The organism is Euryhalocaulis caribicus, assembly GCF_000412185.1.
Classification (GTDB): domain Bacteria; phylum Pseudomonadota; class Alphaproteobacteria; order Caulobacterales; family Maricaulaceae; genus Euryhalocaulis; species Euryhalocaulis caribicus.
The window spans coordinates 42,475-62,126 of sequence record NZ_ASJA01000012.1 but is presented as its reverse complement, the minus strand read 5'-3'; the positions used below and the strand labels follow the sequence as shown (position 1 = coordinate 62,126).

General features: G+C 65.6%; 22 protein-coding genes and 1 tRNA gene. 8 read left to right on the top strand and 15 right to left on the bottom strand.

Going from position 1 to position 19,652, the window contains the following annotated elements:
- Nucleotides 1-38 precede the first annotated feature (38 nt).
- The 3 genes from L338_RS10765 (at nt 39) to L338_RS10755 (ending at nt 1,396) form a co-directional block, all read left to right on the top strand.
- Nucleotides 39-302: a DUF2312 domain-containing protein gene (locus tag L338_RS10765; RefSeq protein WP_022698391.1), complete on the top strand. Its 264-nt coding sequence runs from the start codon at nt 39-41 to the stop codon at nt 300-302.
- 109 nt (nt 303-411) lie between these two features.
- Complete coding sequence (locus tag L338_RS16600) at nt 412-888, top strand: hypothetical protein (RefSeq protein ID WP_022698390.1); 477 nt, start codon at nt 412-414, stop codon at nt 886-888.
- A gap of 4 nt (nt 889-892) precedes the next feature.
- On the top strand, nt 893-1,396 hold the full coding sequence (locus tag L338_RS10755) for an ASCH domain-containing protein (RefSeq protein WP_022698389.1): 504 nt from the start codon (nt 893-895) through the stop codon (nt 1,394-1,396).
- Between the two features lie 6 nt (nt 1,397-1,402).
- On the opposite strand, the gene L338_RS10750 is transcribed toward L338_RS10755, so the two are convergent.
- Both L338_RS10750 and L338_RS16595 read right to left on the bottom strand, forming a co-directional pair.
- A complete protein-coding gene (locus L338_RS10750) occupies nt 1,403-2,878 on the bottom strand; it encodes a sigma-54-dependent transcriptional regulator (protein WP_022698388.1) in 1,476 nt (491 codons plus the stop codon).
- 182 nt (nt 2,879-3,060) lie between these two features.
- Complete coding sequence (locus L338_RS16595; protein ID WP_022698387.1) at nt 3,061-3,957, bottom strand: alpha/beta hydrolase; 897 nt, start codon at nt 3,955-3,957, stop codon at nt 3,061-3,063.
- Nucleotides 3,958-4,102: 145 nt separating this feature from the next.
- On the opposite strand from L338_RS16595, the gene L338_RS10740 reads away from it, so the two are divergent.
- From L338_RS10740 to L338_RS10730, 3 genes are read left to right on the top strand one after another with little or no spacing between them, the layout of a single operon-like run.
- A complete protein-coding gene (locus L338_RS10740; RefSeq protein ID WP_022698386.1) occupies nt 4,103-5,080 on the top strand; it encodes an alpha/beta fold hydrolase in 978 nt (325 codons plus the stop codon).
- The gene (locus tag L338_RS10735) at nt 5,077-6,063 is read left to right on the top strand and encodes a FecCD family ABC transporter permease (RefSeq protein WP_022698385.1); all 987 of its coding nucleotides are present in this window, start codon (nt 5,077-5,079) and stop codon (nt 6,061-6,063) included. Before L338_RS10740 ends, L338_RS10735 begins: the two co-directional genes overlap by 4 nt.
- Complete coding sequence (locus L338_RS10730; protein WP_022698384.1) at nt 6,060-6,803, top strand: ABC transporter ATP-binding protein; 744 nt, start codon at nt 6,060-6,062, stop codon at nt 6,801-6,803. The genes L338_RS10735 and L338_RS10730 overlap by 4 nt, the downstream gene beginning before the upstream one ends.
- 130 nt (nt 6,804-6,933) lie before the next feature.
- On the opposite strand, the gene L338_RS10725 is transcribed toward L338_RS10730, so the two are convergent.
- The 12 genes from L338_RS10725 to L338_RS10670 all read right to left on the bottom strand — a co-directional run bounded on the left by L338_RS10725 (nt 6,934) and on the right by L338_RS10670 (nt 17,177).
- The gene (locus L338_RS10725) at nt 6,934-8,004 is read right to left on the bottom strand and encodes an Mrp/NBP35 family ATP-binding protein (protein WP_027068464.1); all 1,071 of its coding nucleotides are present in this window, start codon (nt 8,002-8,004) and stop codon (nt 6,934-6,936) included.
- A complete protein-coding gene (hisIE, locus tag L338_RS10720; RefSeq protein ID WP_022698383.1) occupies nt 8,001-8,642 on the bottom strand; it encodes a bifunctional phosphoribosyl-AMP cyclohydrolase/phosphoribosyl-ATP diphosphatase HisIE in 642 nt (213 codons plus the stop codon). The genes L338_RS10725 and hisIE overlap by 4 nt, the downstream gene beginning before the upstream one ends.
- Nucleotides 8,618-9,385 (bottom strand): imidazole glycerol phosphate synthase subunit HisF, encoded by a 768-nt coding sequence (gene hisF, locus L338_RS10715; protein WP_022698382.1) that lies wholly within the window; start codon nt 9,383-9,385, stop codon nt 8,618-8,620. Before hisF ends, hisIE begins: the two co-directional genes overlap by 25 nt.
- The gene (gene hisA / locus L338_RS10710) at nt 9,354-10,103 is read right to left on the bottom strand and encodes a 1-(5-phosphoribosyl)-5-[(5-phosphoribosylamino)methylideneamino]imidazole-4-carboxamide isomerase (protein WP_022698381.1); all 750 of its coding nucleotides are present in this window, start codon (nt 10,101-10,103) and stop codon (nt 9,354-9,356) included. The genes hisF and hisA overlap by 32 nt, the downstream gene beginning before the upstream one ends.
- 1 nt (nt 10,104) lies before the next feature.
- On the bottom strand, nt 10,105-10,695 hold the full coding sequence (hisH, locus tag L338_RS10705) for an imidazole glycerol phosphate synthase subunit HisH (RefSeq protein ID WP_022698380.1): 591 nt from the start codon (nt 10,693-10,695) through the stop codon (nt 10,105-10,107).
- Nucleotides 10,692-11,924: an imidazoleglycerol-phosphate dehydratase HisB gene (gene hisB, locus L338_RS17980; RefSeq protein WP_022698379.1), complete on the bottom strand. Its 1,233-nt coding sequence runs from the start codon at nt 11,922-11,924 to the stop codon at nt 10,692-10,694. Before hisB ends, hisH begins: the two co-directional genes overlap by 4 nt.
- Nucleotides 11,921-13,204, bottom strand: a complete 1,284-nt coding sequence (hisD, locus tag L338_RS10695; protein ID WP_022698378.1) for a histidinol dehydrogenase — start codon at nt 13,202-13,204, stop codon at nt 11,921-11,923. The genes hisB and hisD overlap by 4 nt, the downstream gene beginning before the upstream one ends.
- Complete coding sequence (gene hisG, locus L338_RS10690) at nt 13,204-14,091, bottom strand: ATP phosphoribosyltransferase (protein ID WP_022698377.1); 888 nt, start codon at nt 14,089-14,091, stop codon at nt 13,204-13,206. Before hisG ends, hisD begins: the two co-directional genes overlap by 1 nt.
- Nucleotides 14,088-14,420 (bottom strand): YerC/YecD family TrpR-related protein, encoded by a 333-nt coding sequence (locus L338_RS10685; RefSeq protein WP_033311142.1) that lies wholly within the window; start codon nt 14,418-14,420, stop codon nt 14,088-14,090. Before L338_RS10685 ends, hisG begins: the two co-directional genes overlap by 4 nt.
- A gap of 101 nt (nt 14,421-14,521) precedes the next feature.
- Nucleotides 14,522-16,297: an ATP-binding protein gene (locus tag L338_RS10680; protein ID WP_152485875.1), complete on the bottom strand. Its 1,776-nt coding sequence runs from the start codon at nt 16,295-16,297 to the stop codon at nt 14,522-14,524.
- A 77-nt stretch (nt 16,298-16,374) separates the two neighbouring features.
- Nucleotides 16,375-17,067, bottom strand: a complete 693-nt coding sequence (locus L338_RS10675; RefSeq protein ID WP_022698374.1) for a sterol desaturase family protein — start codon at nt 17,065-17,067, stop codon at nt 16,375-16,377.
- A gap of 35 nt (nt 17,068-17,102) precedes the next feature.
- A tRNA-Val gene (locus tag L338_RS10670) sits at nt 17,103-17,177 on the bottom strand.
- A 149-nt stretch (nt 17,178-17,326) separates the two neighbouring features.
- On the opposite strand from L338_RS10670, the gene L338_RS10665 reads away from it, so the two are divergent.
- A complete protein-coding gene (locus tag L338_RS10665; protein WP_022698373.1) occupies nt 17,327-18,172 on the top strand; it encodes an aldo/keto reductase in 846 nt (281 codons plus the stop codon).
- Between the two features lie 23 nt (nt 18,173-18,195).
- Here L338_RS10665 and cpdR read toward each other — a convergent pair whose 3' ends face one another.
- Nucleotides 18,196-18,561: a cell cycle two-component system response regulator CpdR gene (gene cpdR, locus L338_RS10660; RefSeq protein WP_022698372.1), complete on the bottom strand. Its 366-nt coding sequence runs from the start codon at nt 18,559-18,561 to the stop codon at nt 18,196-18,198.
- Between the two features lie 242 nt (nt 18,562-18,803).
- Here cpdR and L338_RS10655 point away from each other — a divergent pair, with 242 nt between their 5' ends.
- Nucleotides 18,804-19,628: an N-formylglutamate amidohydrolase gene (locus L338_RS10655; protein WP_206740826.1), complete on the top strand. Its 825-nt coding sequence runs from the start codon at nt 18,804-18,806 to the stop codon at nt 19,626-19,628.
- The last annotated feature ends 24 nt before the right edge of the window (nt 19,629-19,652 follow it).

The following is a 19,652-nucleotide window of genomic DNA, read 5'->3' as shown; positions in this document are numbered from 1 at the left end:
CTTCAATTCTAGCGCCCAAAAGAGCGGAGCCTTTCATCATGGACGACGTCACACAGCCCCAGAGCCTCGACCAGAGCGGTCAGGAGCGCCTGCGCAGCTTTATCCAGCGCATCGAGCGGCTGGAGGCGGACAAGGCCGAGGTGATGGCGGACATGAAGGAAGTCTATGCCGAAGCCAAGTCGATGGGCTTCGACACCAAGATCATGCGCCAGGTCGTGCGTCTGCGGAAAATGGACCAGCAGGACCGCAGCGAGCAGGAAGCGGTTCTGGACCTCTATCTGCACGCGGTCGGCGAGACGTAATTTCCCCGCGCGATATTGACCCGCAAGGCGCGGGCGACAGATAATTCCTGTGTAAGAACGAGGCGCGCCGGATGCGATCCGGCAAAAGCGCCCGGACAGAGGAAACGCCATGACGCGCCGGGTCGACGAGAAAAAGACCCGCAAGGCGCTGGCCCGGCTGCGCCGCGCCAAGCGCAAAAGCGAAGAACAGGGCGAAGGCGAGGAAATCAGCCTTTCCGAGTGGGAGGCCGAGTTCATCGCCTCCGTCGAGGAGCGGCTGGAAGAGTACGGCTCCGCCTTCGCCAATCCGGAAAAGGGCGACCTTTCAGAGCCGCTCTCGGCCCTGCAGAACCACAAGGTCAAGGAAATCCACAAGAAGGCCTCCGGCAAGGCGCGCAAACCCATGAAGCGCGGCGGCGGCCTGCAGGCCCGCAAGCCCATGAACCGCGGCAAGGGATTCCAGCCGCGAGCGAATGTCCGCGACATATCCGACGATTTTGAACCCGATGCGCCGGACGCGGACGCGCCTGCGCCCCCGGCGGCCGCGCCGCGCCCGTCCGGCCCGCCAAAACTGACTGTCGTCAAGGGAGGCAAGGAGGAGGACTAGCGCCATGCGGCCACTCCAGATCAAACCCGATCCCCGCCTGAGCCCGCGACAGGCGACTTTCTGGCGCGACTTCCTGACCGATACCGCGCGGCCCTGGCGGCGCCCTGCCGAGGTCTGCTGGTTCGGCGATACGCAAAGCCTCGCCAATCTGCTGGCCAGCTATATTGTTTCCGGGAAGAAGCGCGCCTGCATCAGCCTGGTGAGGGACTACGAATCCGGCGCGCGCATGCCCGAAATTGACGATCTTTCGCTGGTGATAGATGGATTGCGGCGGCCGCGCGCCGTCATCCGGACTACCCGCGTGGCCATAAAATCCTTCATCGAAGTGACGCGGGATTTTGCCTGGTCGGAAGGCGAAGGGCCGCGAAGCCGGGCGGCCTGGCTGCGCCAGCACCGCGACTTTTTCCGGCGCCAGGCAAAGCGCGAGGGCTTCACCTTCTCAGATGAAACCCCCGCCGTGTTTGAACGCTTCGAGATGATCTGGCCAAAGCGGCCAGCGATTGCCTGAGGCGCTTCAGCTCGCCTCGCGCGCCGAGTCCACTTCCAGTTCGTGCTCCCGCACCTTGCGATAGAGGGTCGAACGGCCAATGCCGAGACGGCGGGCGACTTCCGCCATGCGGCCGGCATAGGTCTCGATCGCGAACTGGATCAGGTCGCGTTCGATCTCCTCCAGCGGACGCAGATGGCCGTTATCGTCCATCATCGGCACCGGCGCAGCGTGCTCGATCAGGGCCTCCGCCGCGTCTGCATGCGTTTCCACGCCATTGATCGGTTCCGGCTCGGCGTGATCCTCGTCGTCGAACACCGGGGCGACGCCGGTCAGGTGCGGAAAATCCTCCGGATGCAGCTCTTCCCCGTCGGAAAGGATGACGGCGCGGAAGATCATATTCTCCAGCTGCCGCACATTGCCGGGCCAGTATTCGCCTTTCAGCATGGCCAGGGTTTCAGGCGTGGCGCTCTGGATATTGCGGTTTTCCTGCGCGTTGAAACGCTGGATGAAATGCTCGACCAGGGCCGGGATGTCCTGTTTGCGGTCGCGCAGGGGCGGCGCCTCGATCGGGAAGACATTGAGGCGGTAGAAAAGATCCTCGCGGAACGCGCCCTCACGCACCTGTTCGCTCAAATCCCGGTTGGTGGCGGAGATAATGCGCACATCCACCTTCACCGGCTTCTTTGAACCGACGGGATCGACCTCGCCCTCCTGCAGGACGCGCAGCAGCTTGACCTGCATGTCCAGCGGCAGTTCGCCGACCTCGTCCAGGAACAGGGTTCCCCCGGAAGCTTCCTGGAATTTGCCGATATGTTTCTTGTCCGCGCCGGTGAAAGAGCCCTTCTCGTGCCCGAACAGGATGGATTCGACGAGGTTTTCCGGGATGGCGCCGCAGTTCACGGTGATGAAAGGACGGCCCGAACGGTCGCTTTCGCCTTGAATGGCCCGCGCGATCAGCTCCTTGCCGACGCCGGATTCACCGGTAATCAGGATCGGAATATTGGATTTTGCCGCGCGCTGGCCCAGCCGTACGACCTGGCGCATGACGGGGGCGGCAGAGATCATGTTCTCGAATGTCAGCGCACCGTCATTCTTGGTCTTCAGGCGCGTGACTTCGCCTGAAAGCTGGCTGAGCTTCAGGGCATTCCGGATGCCCACCCCGATGCGCTCCGGGCTGGCCGGCTTCACCGAAAAGTCCACCGCGCCGGCCTGCATGGCCTTCACCACGGTCTCGATGCCGCCTTGTGCGGTCAATACGATAACCGGGATATCCGGATATTGCCGGGACACGATCTCCAGCGTCTCCATGCCGGACATGCCGGGCATGACGAGGTCCAAAAGGACCAGATCGACGCCTTCGGGATTCTTCCCGTTCAGCATTTCCAGCGCGACTTCGCCGCCATCGGCCTGCAGGGCGCGGAAGCCCTGCTTCTCGATCACGGCCTGCATCAGCCGGCGCTGGGCCGGATCGTCGTCCACGATCAGGATCGTCTTCACCATCACACCCTTGTCCCCGTATCGAGCGCGCACAGCGTACGGCGGCGCCCTTTTGTCTTTCGCGACCCGTTATGGGACAGCGGCGGTAAAAACGGGGTTAGAAGACGTCGTTAATTCGCGGTGAAACGGGGCGCCCCGCAGGTCGCGGGTCCGGTTAAGACCTGGTCCATCATCTGACCGGGCGGTCAGTTCACGGCGCCGGAGCCCGACTGGAAGCTGATCGCGTTGGACCGGAAGCTGAGCGGATCGAGAACCTGTTCCGCCGTCATGACGCCCCTGGCGATCAGGAAATCGCGCGCAACGCGCATCGTTTCCTGACTGACCCGCAAATCATGAGAGGCCACATCGACTTCCTTATAGGCCAGATCGACGCTGCGCTCCTCGAACCAGGTTTTCAGTTTCCGCGACAGATCGATGGGCACGACGGTGTCGCCCATACCGGCGAGCTGCAGAACCGGACCGTCATAGGAGACAATAGGGTCAGGCACGCCGCCCTCCACCATGGCGCGCTCCACCCGCGCCTTGGAACGGCCGTGACGCGCGCCGAGCGCATGCGCCCAGTCCACCGCGCTGGGGGCCAGCCCTTCAAGGATAAGAGCGTCCGGCCCGTATTCCGCCGCGCCCTTGATGGCCATATAGCCGCCAAACGAGGCCGACCAGATAACGGTTTTCTGGCCGCGCTGCGCCGCCAGTTCCTTCGCATGGCCGACCATGCGCGCCCCGGCGGGCAGGATATTGGAGAAATGCGCCGGGCCTTCGCTGTCGCCATAGCCGGGGTGGTCGAACATCAGAACGTCGCCGAAACGGATCAGCTTTTCGACATTATTGGCCCCGTGCTTGACCATGTAATGATTATTGCCGCCCAGAAACAGGATCAGCGGACCGGGCGCTGCGCGGCGGGCAATCGCCGCGGAGATCGTGCCCGCGGCCCCTTCCAGCGTCAGGCTCTCGACGGTCGTCCCCTCCGGCGCCAGCGCCTCCAGCAGCGGTTTTCCCCGCGGCTCGGGCGCGTTTGCCCGCGGCCGCGCGGGCGGGAAAATGGTCTGGGACGTCATCGTATAGACGTTGTTTTCATCATTCATGGCGTAATCATCCCCACCCGGTCCAAGCTTGAAGTTGAGCTTTTGCCTGCATCTCCGGCGCCAGATTAAACACAGGCGCCGCCGCGCTCCAGACTCGCGCCGCACTTAATTGACGCGGCGCACAAGCGGATATACCGCTCAATTCATGCCGAAGACGAAACCCACCGTCGACAATCCCGACGGCCGCCCCGAACGCACATTCCCGCTGGCCCGCTATGGCGGCGACCGGCCGCCCCGCCCCGGCTGGTTCGAGGCGCTGATCGGGAACGAGCCCGAACCGGGCGAGAGCGAGGTGGAAGGGGCGCGCATCACCTGGCAGCGCTGGGGCGATCCCGGCAAGCCGGGCGTCGTTCTGGTGCATGGCGGCGTGGCGCACATGAAATGGTGGGATTTCATCGGTCCGGCGCTGGCCAAACATCGCTGCGTCACGGCGCTGAACCTCTCCGGCATGGGCGAATCCGACTGGCGGGACGAATACCGGCAGGAAATCTATGCGCGCGAAGTGATGACCGCGGCGAAAGATTCCGGCGCCATGAAATCCGGCGTGAAGCCGGTCATGATCGGCCATTCCTTCGGCGGCTTCGTGATGATGGAGCTGGCGCGCCAGTTCGGGGAAGACATCGGCGGGGCCGTGATCCTGGATTCCCCGATCCGTCCGCCGGGCGAGCAACGCCGCTCCGCCCCGCCCAAGCGCGGCGGCCGTATATATAAAGACCTGCCCGAGGCGCTGGCGCGTTTCCGCCTGCTGCCCGATCAGGATTGTGAGAACCCGTACATCGTGGATCATATCGCCCGGCACAGCCTGAAACCCGTGACGACCGGCGAGGGGGAGCAGGGCTGGACATGGAAGTTCGATCCGGCGCTGTGGCAGAAAATGCAATATCCCGATCACGCGCCGGCTGAATATCTGAAGGACGTCGCCTGTCCGCTGGCCGTCATGCGCGGCGAGATTTCAGCCCTGCTGACCGGCGAGGTGTGGCGCTACATGGCCAGCATCCTGCCCGAAGGCACGCCGATGATCTCTATCCCCGAGGCGCGCCACCACCTGATGCTGGATCAGCCGCTGGCCCTGATCGCGGCGTTGAGGACGCTGCTCTCGGCCTGGCCGCGCCCGCAATCGTGAACGCGGAGGTCAAGGCGACGCTGGGGTTTGCGGCGCTGGCGGCGATCCTGTTTGTCGCGGCGCTGGGCTTTGGCGCCTATCCGATGGGTCCGGTTGGCGCGGTTGCCGCGCTGTTCGGGGCCGGCGGTGACGAGGCCGTGGCCATCGCCCGCGAGATCCGCTTTCCCCGCGCCCTGCTGGGCGCGCTGGTGGGCGGGGCGCTGGGCGCGGCCGGGGCCGGGCTTCAGGGCTATTTCCGCAATCCGCTGGCCGATCCGGGCATTGTGGGCGTCACGTCCTCCGCCTCTCTGGGCGCGGTGATCGCGCTGTATTTCGGCCTTGGGTTCGACATCGTGCCGCTGGCTGCAATGGGCGGCGGGGCGCTGGGCGTGATCGCGCTGTTCGCGGTCGCCGGACGCGGGGCCAGCGCGCTGACCCTGATCCTGGCCGGGGTGGCCGTGGCGGCGTTCGCCAATGCGTTGACCGCTTTGGCGCTGAACATGGCCCCCAATCCGTGGGCGCTTTCGGAAATTGCCTACTGGCTGATGGGATCGCTGCGCGATGCCAATGCGCGCGACATGATGATAACCGGGCCGCTGATTATCGCGGGCATCGCCGTTCTGTTGACGCAGCGCGGCGCGCTGGACGCGCTCAGCCTTGGCGAGGACGCGGCGGCAAGCCTTGGCGTGAACGTGCCGCGCACGCGATTGATCGTGGTGATCGGGGCGACGCTGGCGGTGGGCGCGTCGGTCGCTGCGGCGGGGGCGATCGGATTTATCGGCCTGGTGGCGCCGCATCTGGCGCGGCCATTTGTGGGTCATGCGCCGGGCAAGGCCATCCTGCCCGCCGCCTTTCTGGGCGCGGCGCTGCTGAACGCCGCCGATATCGGGGTGCGGGCGCTTTCGGGCTTCGGCACGCCGATCTATCTGGGCGTCCTGACGGCGCTGGTCGGCGCCCCCTTCTTCTTCTGGCTGATCCGGTCCAACAGGGCGAGGACGGCATGAGCGCGCTCAGCTTCGATAACGTCACCGTGCGGCTGGGCGCGCAGAATGCCATCACGGATGTCAGCTTTGCCGCCGAACGCGGACTGGTGGCGCTGGTCGGGCCAAACGGGTCGGGCAAGACAACGCTATTGCGCGCGGCGTGCGGACTGACGCCGCTTCAGGCCGGCGCGGTGACGCTGGACGGCGGCGCGATCGCCGCGATGCCCCCGCGGCAACGTGGACGGACCATCGCCTATCTGCCTCAGGAACGGCGCGCGGCATGGCCGATGAGCGGCCGGGCGCTGGTGGCGCTGGGCCGGCACCCCTTTGCCGGACCGATGCGGCGCGAAAGCGAAATGGACCGCGCCGCCATCGAACGCGGACTGGACGCCGCCGACGCCAACGGCTTTGCGGACCGCAATGTCGACACCCTGTCCGGGGGCGAGCGGGTGCGCATCCTGCTGGCGCGCGCCTTTGCCGTGGAGGCCCCGGTCCTGCTGGCCGACGAGCCCACGGCGGCGCTGGACCCGGCGCATCAGTTGAGCGTCTTGCAGGCGTTGCAAGACCAGGCCGGACGCGGAACGCTGGTGCTGACCGCGCTGCACGATCTCTCGCTGGCCGCGCGCTTTGCCAGCCGGATCATCGTCATGGATCAGGGCCGCATCGCCGCCGACGGGGCGCCGGACGAGGCGTTGAGCGATAAGATACTGGAGCGGGTGTTCGGCGTAAGGCGGCAAAATGGCGATCTAGAACTCGCCTGACCTCAGCTCCCGAACCTCTTCATAGCTCCCGGAAAACGCGCAGCGTTTATCCGGGATCCAGACTTCTCGTTCGCCGCCCTTTCTGGACCCCGGACATTGGCTGCGCCAATTCCGGGGACTCCCGTGAAGATCAGCGCAGTCGCTCCACCAGCGTCCGCGCCACGTCGAAATAGACGACGGACGCCGGGTCTTCCGGGGCTGTGGCGACCAGCGGCGCGCCCTCTTCCCCCGACTCGCGCAGACGCATGGTCAGCGGGATTTCGCCGAGGAAGGGCAGGCCGCGTTCCTCCGCCTCATGCCGGGCGCCGCCATGACCGAAGATATCGCTGGCCTGGCCGCAATGCGGGCAGATGAACTGGCTCATATTCTCGATCACGCCGAACACCGGCACATTCACCTTATCGAACATCGCGATGGAGCGCCGCGCGTCGATCAGGGCGAGGTCCTGCGGCGTCGAGACGATGACCGCGCCATTCAGCCGCTTGGTCTGGGCCAGGCCCAGCGCCGTGTCGCCGGTGCCGGGCGGCATGTCGACCAGCAGCACGTCCAGCGCGCCCCAATCCCCCTCGTTCAGCATCTGCAGCATGGCGTTGGACGTCATCGGCCCGCGCCACACCATGGGCTGTTCCGCGTCCACCATCGACCCGATGGAAAGGACCTTCAGCCCGTGTGCGGACATGGGCGTGATGCGCTTGCGGTCAGAGTCGGAATCCGGCCGTCCCTCAAGCCCCAGCAGCTTGGGCTGGCTGGGGCCGTAGATGTCGGCGTCGAGAAGCCCGACCTTCAGGCCCAGTTGCGACAGCGCCACCGCCAGATTGGCTGTGACCGTGGATTTTCCCACGCCGCCCTTGCCGGACGCGACAGCGATGATGCGTTTGACGTCCTTCGCGCCGTCCGGCGCTTCGGGTTTGGTTTCGGGCTTTTTCGCGGTTTCCTGAACCGAAGGCCCGGCCTTGTGGGCGGTGAGGATGACGCGCGCTTTCTCCACGCCCTCGACGCCCGCCAGCGCCGTCCGGGCGGCTTCCGAGACCTGTTCCCAGGCTTGCGGTTCATCGCCATCGGCGGCGAGGACAAGCTGCGCCGCGCCATCCTTCGCGCTTACGGACTCCACGCGGCCGGCGGAAACGATGTCGCGCTTGCCGTCCGGGATCCGGACGTCCGATAGAGCTTTCAGGAGGCGGGCTTCGCTGGGGTCTGTCATGTCCCTTGTCTAGCGCGGTCTTCCAGAACCTTCAGCACCGCATTCAGCGACGTGTCGCGCGATTCCAGCAACACGACGAGATGGTAGAGAAGATCCGCCGCCTCTTCGTGCAGGTGGGGCAGGTCTTCGGCGGCCCCGGCCAGCGCGGTCTCAACCCCTTCCTCGCCCAGCTTCTGCGCGGCGCGGATCGGCCCTTCAGCCAGCAGGCTTGCGGTGTAGCTCTCGTCCGGGGAGGCGGTCTTGCGGCTCTTCACTGTCCGGGCCAGCCGCGCCAGACGGCCCAGCCCCGGCGCGTCGTCATCGCCGAAACAGCTGGTGGTTTCCAGGTGACAGGCCGGCCCGGCGGGGGAGACCAGCATCAGCAGCGTGTCCTGATCGCAATCGGGGTGGATGGCTTTCAGGGTCAGGGTGTTCCCCGACGTCTCGCCCTTGCGCCAGAGCGACTGGCGCGAACGGGAATGGAAAACCGCCTGCCCGGTCCTGAAGCTCTCGGCCAGCGACTCGCGGCTGACCCAGGCCAGCATCAGGACCTGCAGCGTATCCGCATCCTGCGCGATGGCCGGGATCAGGCCCTCGCCCTTTTCCCAGTCCAGAGTGTCGATATCCGCCGCGGTCAGCGCCTGACGCTCACGCCCCATTGGTCCAGCCTTTCTTTCAGATCAGGTATCGTAAATACGTTCTTGTGAAACACGCTGGCGGCCAGCGCGCCCGAAACATCCGCGCCCTCGAACACGTCCCGGAAATGCGCCATCGTCCCGGCCCCGCCGGAAGCGATCAGCGGTATGGTCAGGAGATCGCGCGCGGCGCGCAGCTGCCCGATGTCATATCCGGCGCGCACGCCATCCTGATCCATGCAGTTCAGGACGATCTCTCCCGCGCCGCGCTCCTGCGCCTCTTTTATCCAGTCCAGCGTGCGGCGGCCGGACTCCTGCGTGGCCGCCTCGCTGCCTGTGTATTGATAGACAAACCAGTCATTGTTCACATGCAAACTATCGACGCCGGCCACCACGCACTGGCTGCCCGCCACGGCGGCGATTTCGTCGATCAGATCCGGGCGTTCCAGCGCCGGGGAATTGATCGAAACCTTGTCCGCCCCGTTCTCCAGACATTTCACCGCCGCCTCCACGCTGCGGATTCCCCCGGCCACGCAGAACGGAATGTCCAGCGCATGGGCGATTTCCCGCACCCAGCCATAGTCGAGCGTGCGTCGCTCCGCGCTGGCGGTGATGTCGTAGAAGACCAGTTCGTCCGCGCCGGCGTCACGATAGGTTTCGGCCAGGGCCACGGCGTCGCCCACGCGCTCATGCGCGCGAAAGCGCACGCCCTTCACGACCGCGCGATCCTTTACGTCAAGGCAGGGGATGATCCGGCGCGCCAGCACTCAGGGCCTCCTTCAGATCCAGACGGTTTTCATACAGCGCTTTGCCGACCACCGCGCCGCCCGCGCCCATTTCGGCCAGCGCCCGGATATCGGCAATGTCGCGCACCCCGCCCGAAGCCTGAATGTCGAGGTCCGGCCGCCGCCCGCGCATCTGATCCAGCAGGCGCATATTCGGGCCCTTCATGGCGCCGTCGCGGTTTACATCGGTGGTCAGCAGGTGAACCAGCTTGCCTTTCGGGAAGGCGTTGAGCGCGGTCCACAGATCGATGCCGGAATCCTCCGCCCAGCCTGAAATGGCGACTTCGGGGGCGTTGTCCTCCATCCGCACATCCATCGCGGCGGCGATATGTTCGGTCCCGAATTCGGCGATCCAGGCTTCCACCGTATCGGGCGATTTCACGCACATGGAGCCGATGACGACGCGCGTGACGCCGGAATCCAGAAGGCGGGCAATATCCTCGCGCTTTCGTACGCCCCCCGCCGCCTGAATTTTAAGATCGGTCTGGCCCGCCAGCTCGCCGATCAGGTCATGCTGGCGCGGTTCGCCCGCGCGGGCGCCGTCCAGATCGACAATATGCGTCCACTCGGCCCCGGCCGCCGCGAAGCTCTCCAGAACCTCCGCCGGACGGGTCGAGTATTCGGTGGAGCGGTCGAAACGGCCCTTGTTCAGGCGCACGACCGCGCCCTCCATGAGGTCGATGGCGGGATAGATAATCACGTCAGAGCTCCAGAAAATTCTTGAGGATTTGCGCGCCCGGCGCGGCGGAGCGCTCCGGGTGGAACTGGCAGCCATAGACGCCGTCCGCAGCGGCCACGGAGGAGAACGCCTCCCCATAGCGCGTGGAAGCGGCGGTGGACGGGCCGGCATGGCTGGCGAACGTGTGCACGAAATAGACAAACGCCCCGTCCTCGACGCCCTTGAGCAGCGGGCAATCCGGCTGGTCTATGTCCAGCGTATTCCAGCCCATATGCGGAATGGGCCGGTCCGGCGCGCCCTGAAGCCGGGTCACGTCTCCTTCGATAAGGCCGAGGCCGTCCACGCCGCCCTCCTCGCTGCGCTCAAACAGCAATTGGTGGCCAAGACAGACGCCCAGAAGGGGGCGCGCTGACATCAATCCATCGCGCAGGCCCAGCGCATCGATTTGCCGCATGGCAAAGCCCGCCGTGCCGACGCCCGGCAGGATCACGCGGTCCGCTGCGGCAATATCCGACGCGGCGCGGGTCAGCGCCGCCCGGGCGCCCAGCCGCTCCAGCGCGAACATCATGGAGGCGATATTGCCGCATCCCAGATCGACAACGGCGACGCTCACAGCACGCCCTTGGTGGAGGGGGTCTCGCCGCCCTCCATCCGGATGGCCTGCCGCAGGGCCCGTCCGAAGCCTTTGAAACAGGCCTCGACCTTGTGGTGATCGTCTTCGCCCTCGACTTTCACATGCACGGCGGCGCGCAGGGAGTCCGCCAGAGAGCGGAAGACGTGCGGCGTCATCTCGGTCGGGAAACCGCCGATTTCGTCGCGCGCGAAAGATCCCTCGAATCGCGACAGGGGACGGCCCGACAGGTCGATGGCGATAGAGGCCTGCGCCTCGTCCATCGGCGCGGTAAAGCCGTAGCGCCCTATCCCCTTCTTGTCGCCCAGCGCCTCGGCCAGCGCCTCGCCCAGCGCCAGCGCCACGTCCTCGATCGTGTGGTGGGCGTCCACGGTCAGATCGCCTTCCGCCGCAACGGTGAGGCCAAACCCGCCATGCGCGGCGATCTGTTCCAGCATGTGATCGTAGAAGGGCAGGCCCGTATGGATGCGCGCCCCGCTTCCATCCAGATCGACGGCGACCAGAATATCGGTTTCGCGCGTCGAGCGGCGGCGGGAGGCCTGCCGCGCGGCCGCCGGCCCGGCGCCCAGCGCCAGCGCCGCCTGCCGCGCCGTGGCCGCATCGGGAATATAGCCGCGATAGCCGCTATCCGTTTCCGCGAACACCAGACCCGCGCGGCGCAAACGCTCCGCCAGCGCCGCGCGGTCGGAAGATTCAATCTCCAGCGCCTCCCCGGCCATTCGGACGCCAGCGATGGCGGGGTCCGCGTCCAGCGCCGCGATCAACCGGGTCAGTTCGGCGTCACGGGCGCCGGTCCGTATGTCGTCCTCCGCCAGCCCCGCGGGCGCCAGGCCTTTCAGCGCAGCGCGCAGCAAAAGCGGCGGGATTCGCTTCTCACTGTCACGGCGCAGCGCCCCGGCATGCGCGCCGCTTTCCAGAACCAGCGCGCACAGCCCGGTCTCCGCCGGACCGGCGGCGGTCAGCGCCGGCAGGTCCAGCGTCATCCCGGGCAGCGCCGATACCGGACGCCCGGCCTGATCATTCAAGGTATCGCCCGCCGCCGCGCGCCATTCCGCCCGGACACGATCGGCGTCCGCCGTCAACACGACGCCGGCCGCGTCCACCCCCAGAATGTCTGACAGGCGGGCGCGGACCGCCTCCAGCAAATCCGGCGCGGCGACATAGGCCGGACGGCTGAGGTCCAGCCGGCCCGTGATTTCCCATCCGGTCATCGGCGGAACTCCGCGGCGCGGGCGTGCGCCTCCAGCCCCTCAAGCCGCGCCAGACGCGCGGCGGTCGGGGCAAGGTCCCGCGCGCCCCGCGCGGTGACAGTTTGCAGAGTCATCGCGCGCATGAAGCTGTCCACCGACAGACCCGACCAGGCCCGCGCAGCGCCGTCCGTCGGCAGAACATGGTTTGGCCCAGCGCAGTAATCGCCAAAACTCTCGGAGGCGTAGGCGCCGATGAAAACCGTTCCCGCACGGGTGATGCGCGCGGCCATGGCGTCCGCGTTTTCAATGTTCAGGCTGAGATGTTCCGGCGCGTAAGCCTCCGCCGCCGCCGCCGCTTCGTCCGCGGAGGAAACGATTATGGCGAGGCCCTCGGCCAGCGAGGCGCGGGCTATTTCTCCGCGCGGCAGCATGTCGATCTGCCGGGCCAGCGCATCCTGCACCGCATGCGCAACGGCCTCGCCTTCCGCCGCCAGAACGATCTGGGCGTAGGGGTCGTGCTCGGCCTGGCTGAGCAGGTCGGCGGCCACGATGTCCGGATCGGCGCTGGCGTCGGCAATCACCATCAGCTCGCTGGGACCGGCGGGCATATCGATAGCCGGGCCGCCCGGGCGCTGGCTGGCCTGACGCTTGGCTTCGGCGACCCAGGCGTTTCCGGGCCCGAAAATCTTGTCGCACCGCGGCATTCCCGCGCCATAGGCCATGGCCGCCACAGCCTGCGCCCCGCCCGCCAGCCAGATTTCCTCCAGCCCGCACAGTTCCGCCGCCGCCGCGATCACCGGCGGCAACTCGCCGTCCTTGTCCGGAGGCGTGACGGCGGCGATCCGCCGGACGCCCGCGATGCGCGCCGGGATAACCAGCATGATCAGGGTGGAGAGCAGCGGCGCCGTGCCGCCGGGAATATAGAGCCCGACCGTATCCAGAGGCCGCCAGACGCGTTGGCATTCAATCCCCGGCACGGTCTCGATTCTCGGCGAATCCTTTGGCCGCACCGCTTCGTGGAACCGGGTAACGGCGTCCCGCGCGGCTATCACCGCAGCGCGGTCGGCCTTGTTCAGCGCGCCTTCGGCGGCGCGGCTTATGGCGCCGGCGTCCAGCTTCCTGACCGCCGCGCCGTCAATTTCCAGCGCCCACTCATCCACGGCCGCCGCGCCCTTGGCCGCAACGTCATCAAGAATCTCGATCACGCGGTCGCGCAACGCCCGGTCGATGCGGGCTGCGGGCCGCGCCAGCGCCGCGGCGCGTTCGGCTTCCGTGGCGTTGTTCCAATCCAGCCAGCGCATCACATCATCATCTTTTCTATCGGCAGGACGAGGATCGCGGAGGCGCCCGCGGCCTTCAGCTTTTCCAGCGTCTCCCAGAACACCGATTCACGGCAGACGGCATGCACCGCGACCTTGTCTTCCTTGCCCGCGAGCGGAAGCACGGTCGGGGAATTGGCGCCGGGCAGAATTTCCGCGATTTCATCCAATGCGGCGCGCGGCGCGTTCATCAGGATATATTTCGTGCCCTGCGTCGCCACCACGCCCTCGATCCGGGCGATGACGCTGTCAGCCACGTTTTGCACCGCCGGATCAATCCCGGCCCGCGTAAGCGCCAGCACGGCCTGACTTTCAAAGACCAGCTCCACCGCTTTGAGATTGTTCGCCTCGAGCGTGGAGCCGGTGGAAACCAGATCGCAGATGGCCTGCGCCATCTTCAGCCGCGGCGCGACCTCGACCGCGCCATGCATCAGGATCGGCGTCGCTTTCACCCCGTTCCGGCGCAGAAACTCGCCCAGCAGGCCGGGATAGGAGGTGGCGATGCGCATGCCTTCCAGACTGGCCGGGCCGTCATATCGGGCAGCCTCGGGCATGGCGACCATCAGGCGGCATTTGCCGAAACCCAGCTTCTGGATGATCTCCGGGCGCTCATGCTCGCCATTTCCGGCGAAGGCCTCGGCCATCACGTTCTCGCCAATGACGCCCAGCTCGCAAACGCCGTCTTCCAGAAAACCCGGAATGTCGTCGTCACGGACGCGCATAAGATCAATCGGCGCGTTCTCCACGCGGTAGAGCAGCTCGTTCTTGCCCTGAACGGCGCGATAGCCGGCGTCCTTGAGCAGTTTCAGGCTGGCGTCGGCCAGCCGTCCCTTCTTCTGAATGGCGATGCGCAGGCGGCGCTCTGTCATGGCGTATCCTTCATGCGGTCCAGAACCAGGCGGTATCCCTGGTGGGGCTCTTCTTTCAGGAAGCGCGCGACGCGGACCACGGTCGTGGTGCTGGTCTGGGCGCGTTCGGCGATCTCCCGGTAGGACAGCGCGCCCTCGTCCAGCAGCCGGGCCACAAGCCAGCGTTCGGCCAAGGCGCGCAGCTCAGACGGCGTCAGCAGATCCGTCAGGAAAGCGCGCGCGTCCGCTTCCGACCCCAGCGTGAGGACAGCCCTGAACAGGCCGTCGCGGGACGCTTCTGTCGTCTCGGCCCGCGGTTTTTCATCTGTATTTGCTGTCTGTTCGGTCATCGTCATCTCCGTATCAGCGTTTTAGCGCGCTAATACAAAGAAGCAATGACAGGACTGCAGAGAATCTGCTGTCTGTGCAGACGGTCAGGCCGGGAAGAAGATCAGGCGGCCCTGGCCGAGAGACGGCGCCGCGTTTCGACGGCGGTCGCCATGGCGGTGAAAAGCTGGCGCTGGTCCAGTGGCTTCACCGCAGCGCCGTCCATGCCGGCCTCCAGATAGCGGGCGCGGTCTTCCTCCATCGCGTCGGCCGTCAGGGCGACAACCGGCACGCAGGACCAGTTTTCGGGGGATTTGCGGATCTGGCGGATCGCTTCGATCCCGTCCATGCCGGGCATGTGAATATCCATGAGGACGATATCGAATTTCTGCTCGCCGAGCGCGGAAATCGCCTCCGCCCCATCGGTCGCCTCGATGATTTCGCAGCCCAGCGGCGCAAGGAAGATGCGCGTGACCTGCCGGTTCACCGCGTTGTCGTCCGCCACCAGGATACGGCGCTCCAGCAAAAGGTTCCGCGCATCGTCCTGCGCCATGCGCGCCCCGCCTGTTTCCGGCGGCCCTTTCTGCTCGGCCTCCTGAACCTGGAAATCCAGCGTGAAAACGGACCCCTCGCCCTCCACGCTTTGGGCGGAAATTTCGCCGCCCATCAGACGGGCGAGCTGACGCACGATGGACAGGCCCAGACCGGTTCCGGCAAAGCGCCGCGTGATGCTGGCGTCGGCCTGCGTGAAGGGTGTGAACAGGCCGTCCACCGCCTTGGGCGACATGCCGATACCCGTGTCGGACACGCTTATGAGAATTCGTTTTCCGTCCGGCGCGTCCTCCGCCCTTGCCGAGACCTCGATACGCCCGGCGGCGGTGAATTTCACCGCGTTGGAAAGCAAGTTGGACAGGCATTGGCGCACCCGCACCGGGTCAAAGCGCAGCCATTGCGGCAGGGAGGGGTCAATGGTCAGGGAAAGGGTCACGCCCTTGTCGCTGGCCTGTGGCTCGAAAAGGCGGACGACCCGATGCAGCGTCTGGTGGAAATCATCGTCGATGGGCGCGATTTCCAGCTTCCCGGCCTCGATCTTCGACAGATCCAGAACATCGTTCAGCACGGCGGTCAGCAGATAACCGGAATCGATGATCGTCCGCACGCGCTCTTTCTGTTCCTCGCTCAGATCATCGCTTTCCAGCGCATGCGCCATCCCCAGCATGCCATTTAGCGGGGTTCGGATTTCATGGCTCATGGTCGCCAGGAAGGCGGATTTTGCTTCGCTGGCGGCCTCGACAGACTGCTTTTCATCTTCCAGCTGATCGGTCGCGGAACGCAGGGCGGCGCGCGTGGAAAAGTTCAGGCGCGCCGCGCGCCAGGCGAAAGCCGACATCAGGATCAGGCTGCCCACCAGCACCAGCTGGTAGCGCGGCTCGAACGGGTGGATCAGCAGGGGCGCGCCAATCAGCGCCGCCGTGGCGGGAATGCCGCCAATCGCCAGGGTGATCGGCGATCCGTGCATGAACCCCTGAACATAGATCAGCTGGCCCGCCAGAACGGCCAGCGCGGTGATCATCAGCGCCGGCTCCCCGGTCATCCAGTACAGAACGCCCAGAAGCAGCCAGGCGAGAATGGTGTAGAGCGAGGAGAACAGATAAAGCCCGCGCTGAAAATCGCTGCGCGTGCGCGCCGTGCGAAACGGCCGCGTGGCGATAAAGGACAGGGTTTCCGCCGAAAGGATCGCCCCGCCCCAGGTCAGCGCAACGCCGGCGCCGGCGCCGATATAGGCCAGCGGCAGCGTCAGCATGATCATCACCAGACGCGCGGACCACATGCGGGCGGACCCGGCGGCCGCCTCGTCGATTGCTGGATGTGAAAACAGTTTCGTTCTCTTGTTTGTCACACCGGCTCCTGTCCGATGCTTCCTCCCCAAGCGTGACAACCTAGACGGGTATAAGTTCCAAGAGGGTTAAGAGACTATCAGTTTTCCCGGGCGCGGCGCGGGCCGAAAATCCAGTCGCCCAGCGGAAACATGAAGTTGAAATTGGCGCGCGCCATCAGATCGGCACGGTGGTGAAGCCGGTGATGGGTTACAAGCCGTTTCATGCCCGGAATGCGCAGCGCCGCGGAATCGTCGGGCAAATGGCAAATGAAATGCGCCGCTTCATAGACCAGGTAATAGGCCAGAGACGTGGCCAGGAAGAGCAAGGCGGCGTCATCCGACCACAGCCAGGCCAGCAGCAGCGCGGCCGGCAGGCTGAACGCGATAAAGAAGAAGGCCGTCAGATAGGCCGGGAAAAGCACGGCCTTGAAATCATCCGGACTTTCCATCGCCAGATCGTCATTCAGGAAGAAGCGATGATGCTGTTTCACGTGCCGCTTGTGGATCAGCGACAGGCCCGGAACGCGCCGGTGCATGGCGAAGCGATGCCCGAAATATTCCGACAGATTGGCGTAGAGAAACGTCACCGGCGGGACCGCCCACTCCCACCCGCTGACACGGTCCAGCAGCAAGAGACAAAGCAGGAAGACCGCGCCATAACCGCCGAAGATCGCCCGGAAATGCCCCCAGCCGGAATAGGATTCGGGGACATTCTCCGCCCGGTAGGCGTCGCGGAACGCCGCCGTTTCGGCGGCGGCGGGATAACCGGAACGGGGAACGGCCTGGCGCATGGGCCAAGTCTATCCGGTTTGAATTTTCAAAGGAATGGTGGGCGCGGCTGGGATTGAACCAGCGACCCCTACGATGTCAACGTAGTGCTCTCCCACTGAGCTACGCGCCCTGACCCGTCATAGGGAAGGGGCGGGATATACCGGGGCCGGGCGCGCTCCGCAAGCGCTGTGCTGCGCGCCATGTGCACCGGGCTGGAACCGCCTTGCCGCGCGCCCCGTTTCAAAGCCGTATTCAAGCAATAACGGGACAGAAATTTCTATGAAAAAGATTAACGGCAATGGCGCGGAAATTCCGGCGCTCGGCTTCGGCACGTGGGAGCTGAAAGGCGACGAGGCGCGCAACATGACCAAGGCCGCGCTGGATATCGGCTACCGCCATATCGACACGGCGCAGGCCTATGAAAATGAAAGCGAAGTGGGCGCGGGCATCGCGGATTCGGGCGTGGACCGGAACGATATTTTCGTCACCACCAAGATCTGGCGCGACAAGTTCCGCGACGGCGATCTGCAATCCTCGCTGAAGGAGAGCCTGAAACGGCTGGATCTGGACCATGTCGACCTGACGCTGTTGCACTGGCCGGTCTTCGATGTGCCGATCGAGGAAACGATGAGCGCGCTGAACGATGCGCGCGAACAGGGCCTGACACGTCATATCGGCCTGTCGAACTATACGGTGGCGCTGATGAAGGAGGCCGTGGAGGCCTGCCCCGGCCCCGTCGCCGACAACCAGATCGAACATCACGTCTATCTGGACCAGTCGCCGGTTCTGGACGCGGCGCGCAATCTGGGCCTCGCCGTGACCGCCTATTCGCCGCTGGGTCATGGCGGGCAGGTGTTTGAGGACAATACGCTGACCAGCATTGGCGAACGCTACGGAAAATCAGGCGGCCAGGTGGCCCTGCGCTGGCTGGTTCAGCGCGGCGTCGTCGCCATTCCGCGCACCTCCAGCAAGGACCACGCGGCGGACAATTTCGATATCTTCGATTTCGAACTGGAGCCCGCCGAAATCAGCGCGATCAGCAATCTGGCCGATCCGGACGGTCGCCGCATCGATCCCGACTGGGCCCCCGATTGGGACGAGGCCGGATCAACGCACCGAATCTAGCAGGAAAGCCGCTTGGCGGCGGTTCAGGCCGCCATCACGCGGTCGACCTCATTGACGAGGTCGCGCAGATGGAACGGCTTGGACAGAACCTTGGCGTCCACCGGCGCGCCCGAATTGGGGTTCAGCGCCACGGCGGCGAAACCGGTGATGAACATGATCTTCATGGAGGGGTCGAGATCGGCGCCGGCGCGCGCCAGCTCGATTCCGTCCATCCCGGGCATGACGATATCGGTCAGCAGCAAATCATAGGACCCGGCGGCGGCTTTCAGAGAGCGCATGCCCTCATCGCCGTCGGCGCAGGAGGTGACGACATGGCCCGCGCGCTCCAGCGCCTTGCACAGGAAGTCCCGCATGGAGTGATCGTCCTCGGCGAGAAGGATGGTCGCCATAATCTGTAATCCGTTTGCCGTGTCGTCCGTTAAATAGCACGGCGGCGAATCATGGGTCGCCGCGCGTCAGCGCCTTTCTGCCACCAAGAGGGTAAAAATCCTCTTTAACGCCCGGGCTGGGGCTGCAAGTTCGCAAACCCGGCCGCGTGCGCTAATCTTGGCTTATGAGCGCCGAGCATGGCCAGCCTGTTCAACCCGTAGACGTATTTCGCCCCGCGGAGGATTGCGCGCCGGCGCCGCTGGTGTTTGCCTCCCCCCATAGCGGAGAATACGCGCCACAGGCGTTTTTCGACGAGATTGAAGTCGACCGCCACGCGGTCCGCACCTCCGAAGACGCCTTTGTCGACCAGCTTTTCCAGACGGCGCCGGAATTCGGCGCGACGCTGGTGCGCGCCAATTTCGCCCGCGCCTACATAGACCCGAACCGCGACCCGTGGGAACTGGACCCCAAGATGTTCCGAGACGCCCTGCCCGCCTGGGCCAATCCGCGCTCGCCGCGGGTGGCGAACGGTCTGGGCGCCATTCCCCGCGTGGTGGCGGACGGGCGCGGCATCTATCGCCGTCTTCTGAGGCTGGAAGAGGCGGTCGCGCGGATCGAGCAATTCCACGACCCCTATCACGATGCGCTGGACGCCGAGCTGGAGCGCCTGCGCCGGGACCATGGCTTCGCCATCCTGATCGACTGCCATTCCATGCCATCGGGCAGCGGCGGGCGGGCCGATATCGTTCTGGGCGACCGCTTCGGGGCGTCCTGCGACGCCCAGCTGAGCGGCGCGGTGGAGATGACCCTGCGCACCCTGGGTTATCGCGTGACCCGCAACGCGCCCTATGCCGGGGGCTACACCACCAGCCGCTATGGCCGGCCGCAGGCGGGAATTCATGCGCTGCAGATAGAGCTGTGCCGCAGCCTCTATATGAACGAGGCGGAGATCGCCCCGCGCCAGCCCCGGTTTGACCGGATGCGCCGGAGAATGACCCGCCTGATCGGCATATTGTGCGAAATTGACTGGGAGGCCCGCTTGAGGGACCCGGAAAAAAAGCAGCCGCGCTTGCGCGCGGCTGAGTAAGATAGGGAGGAAACGCCCAAGAAG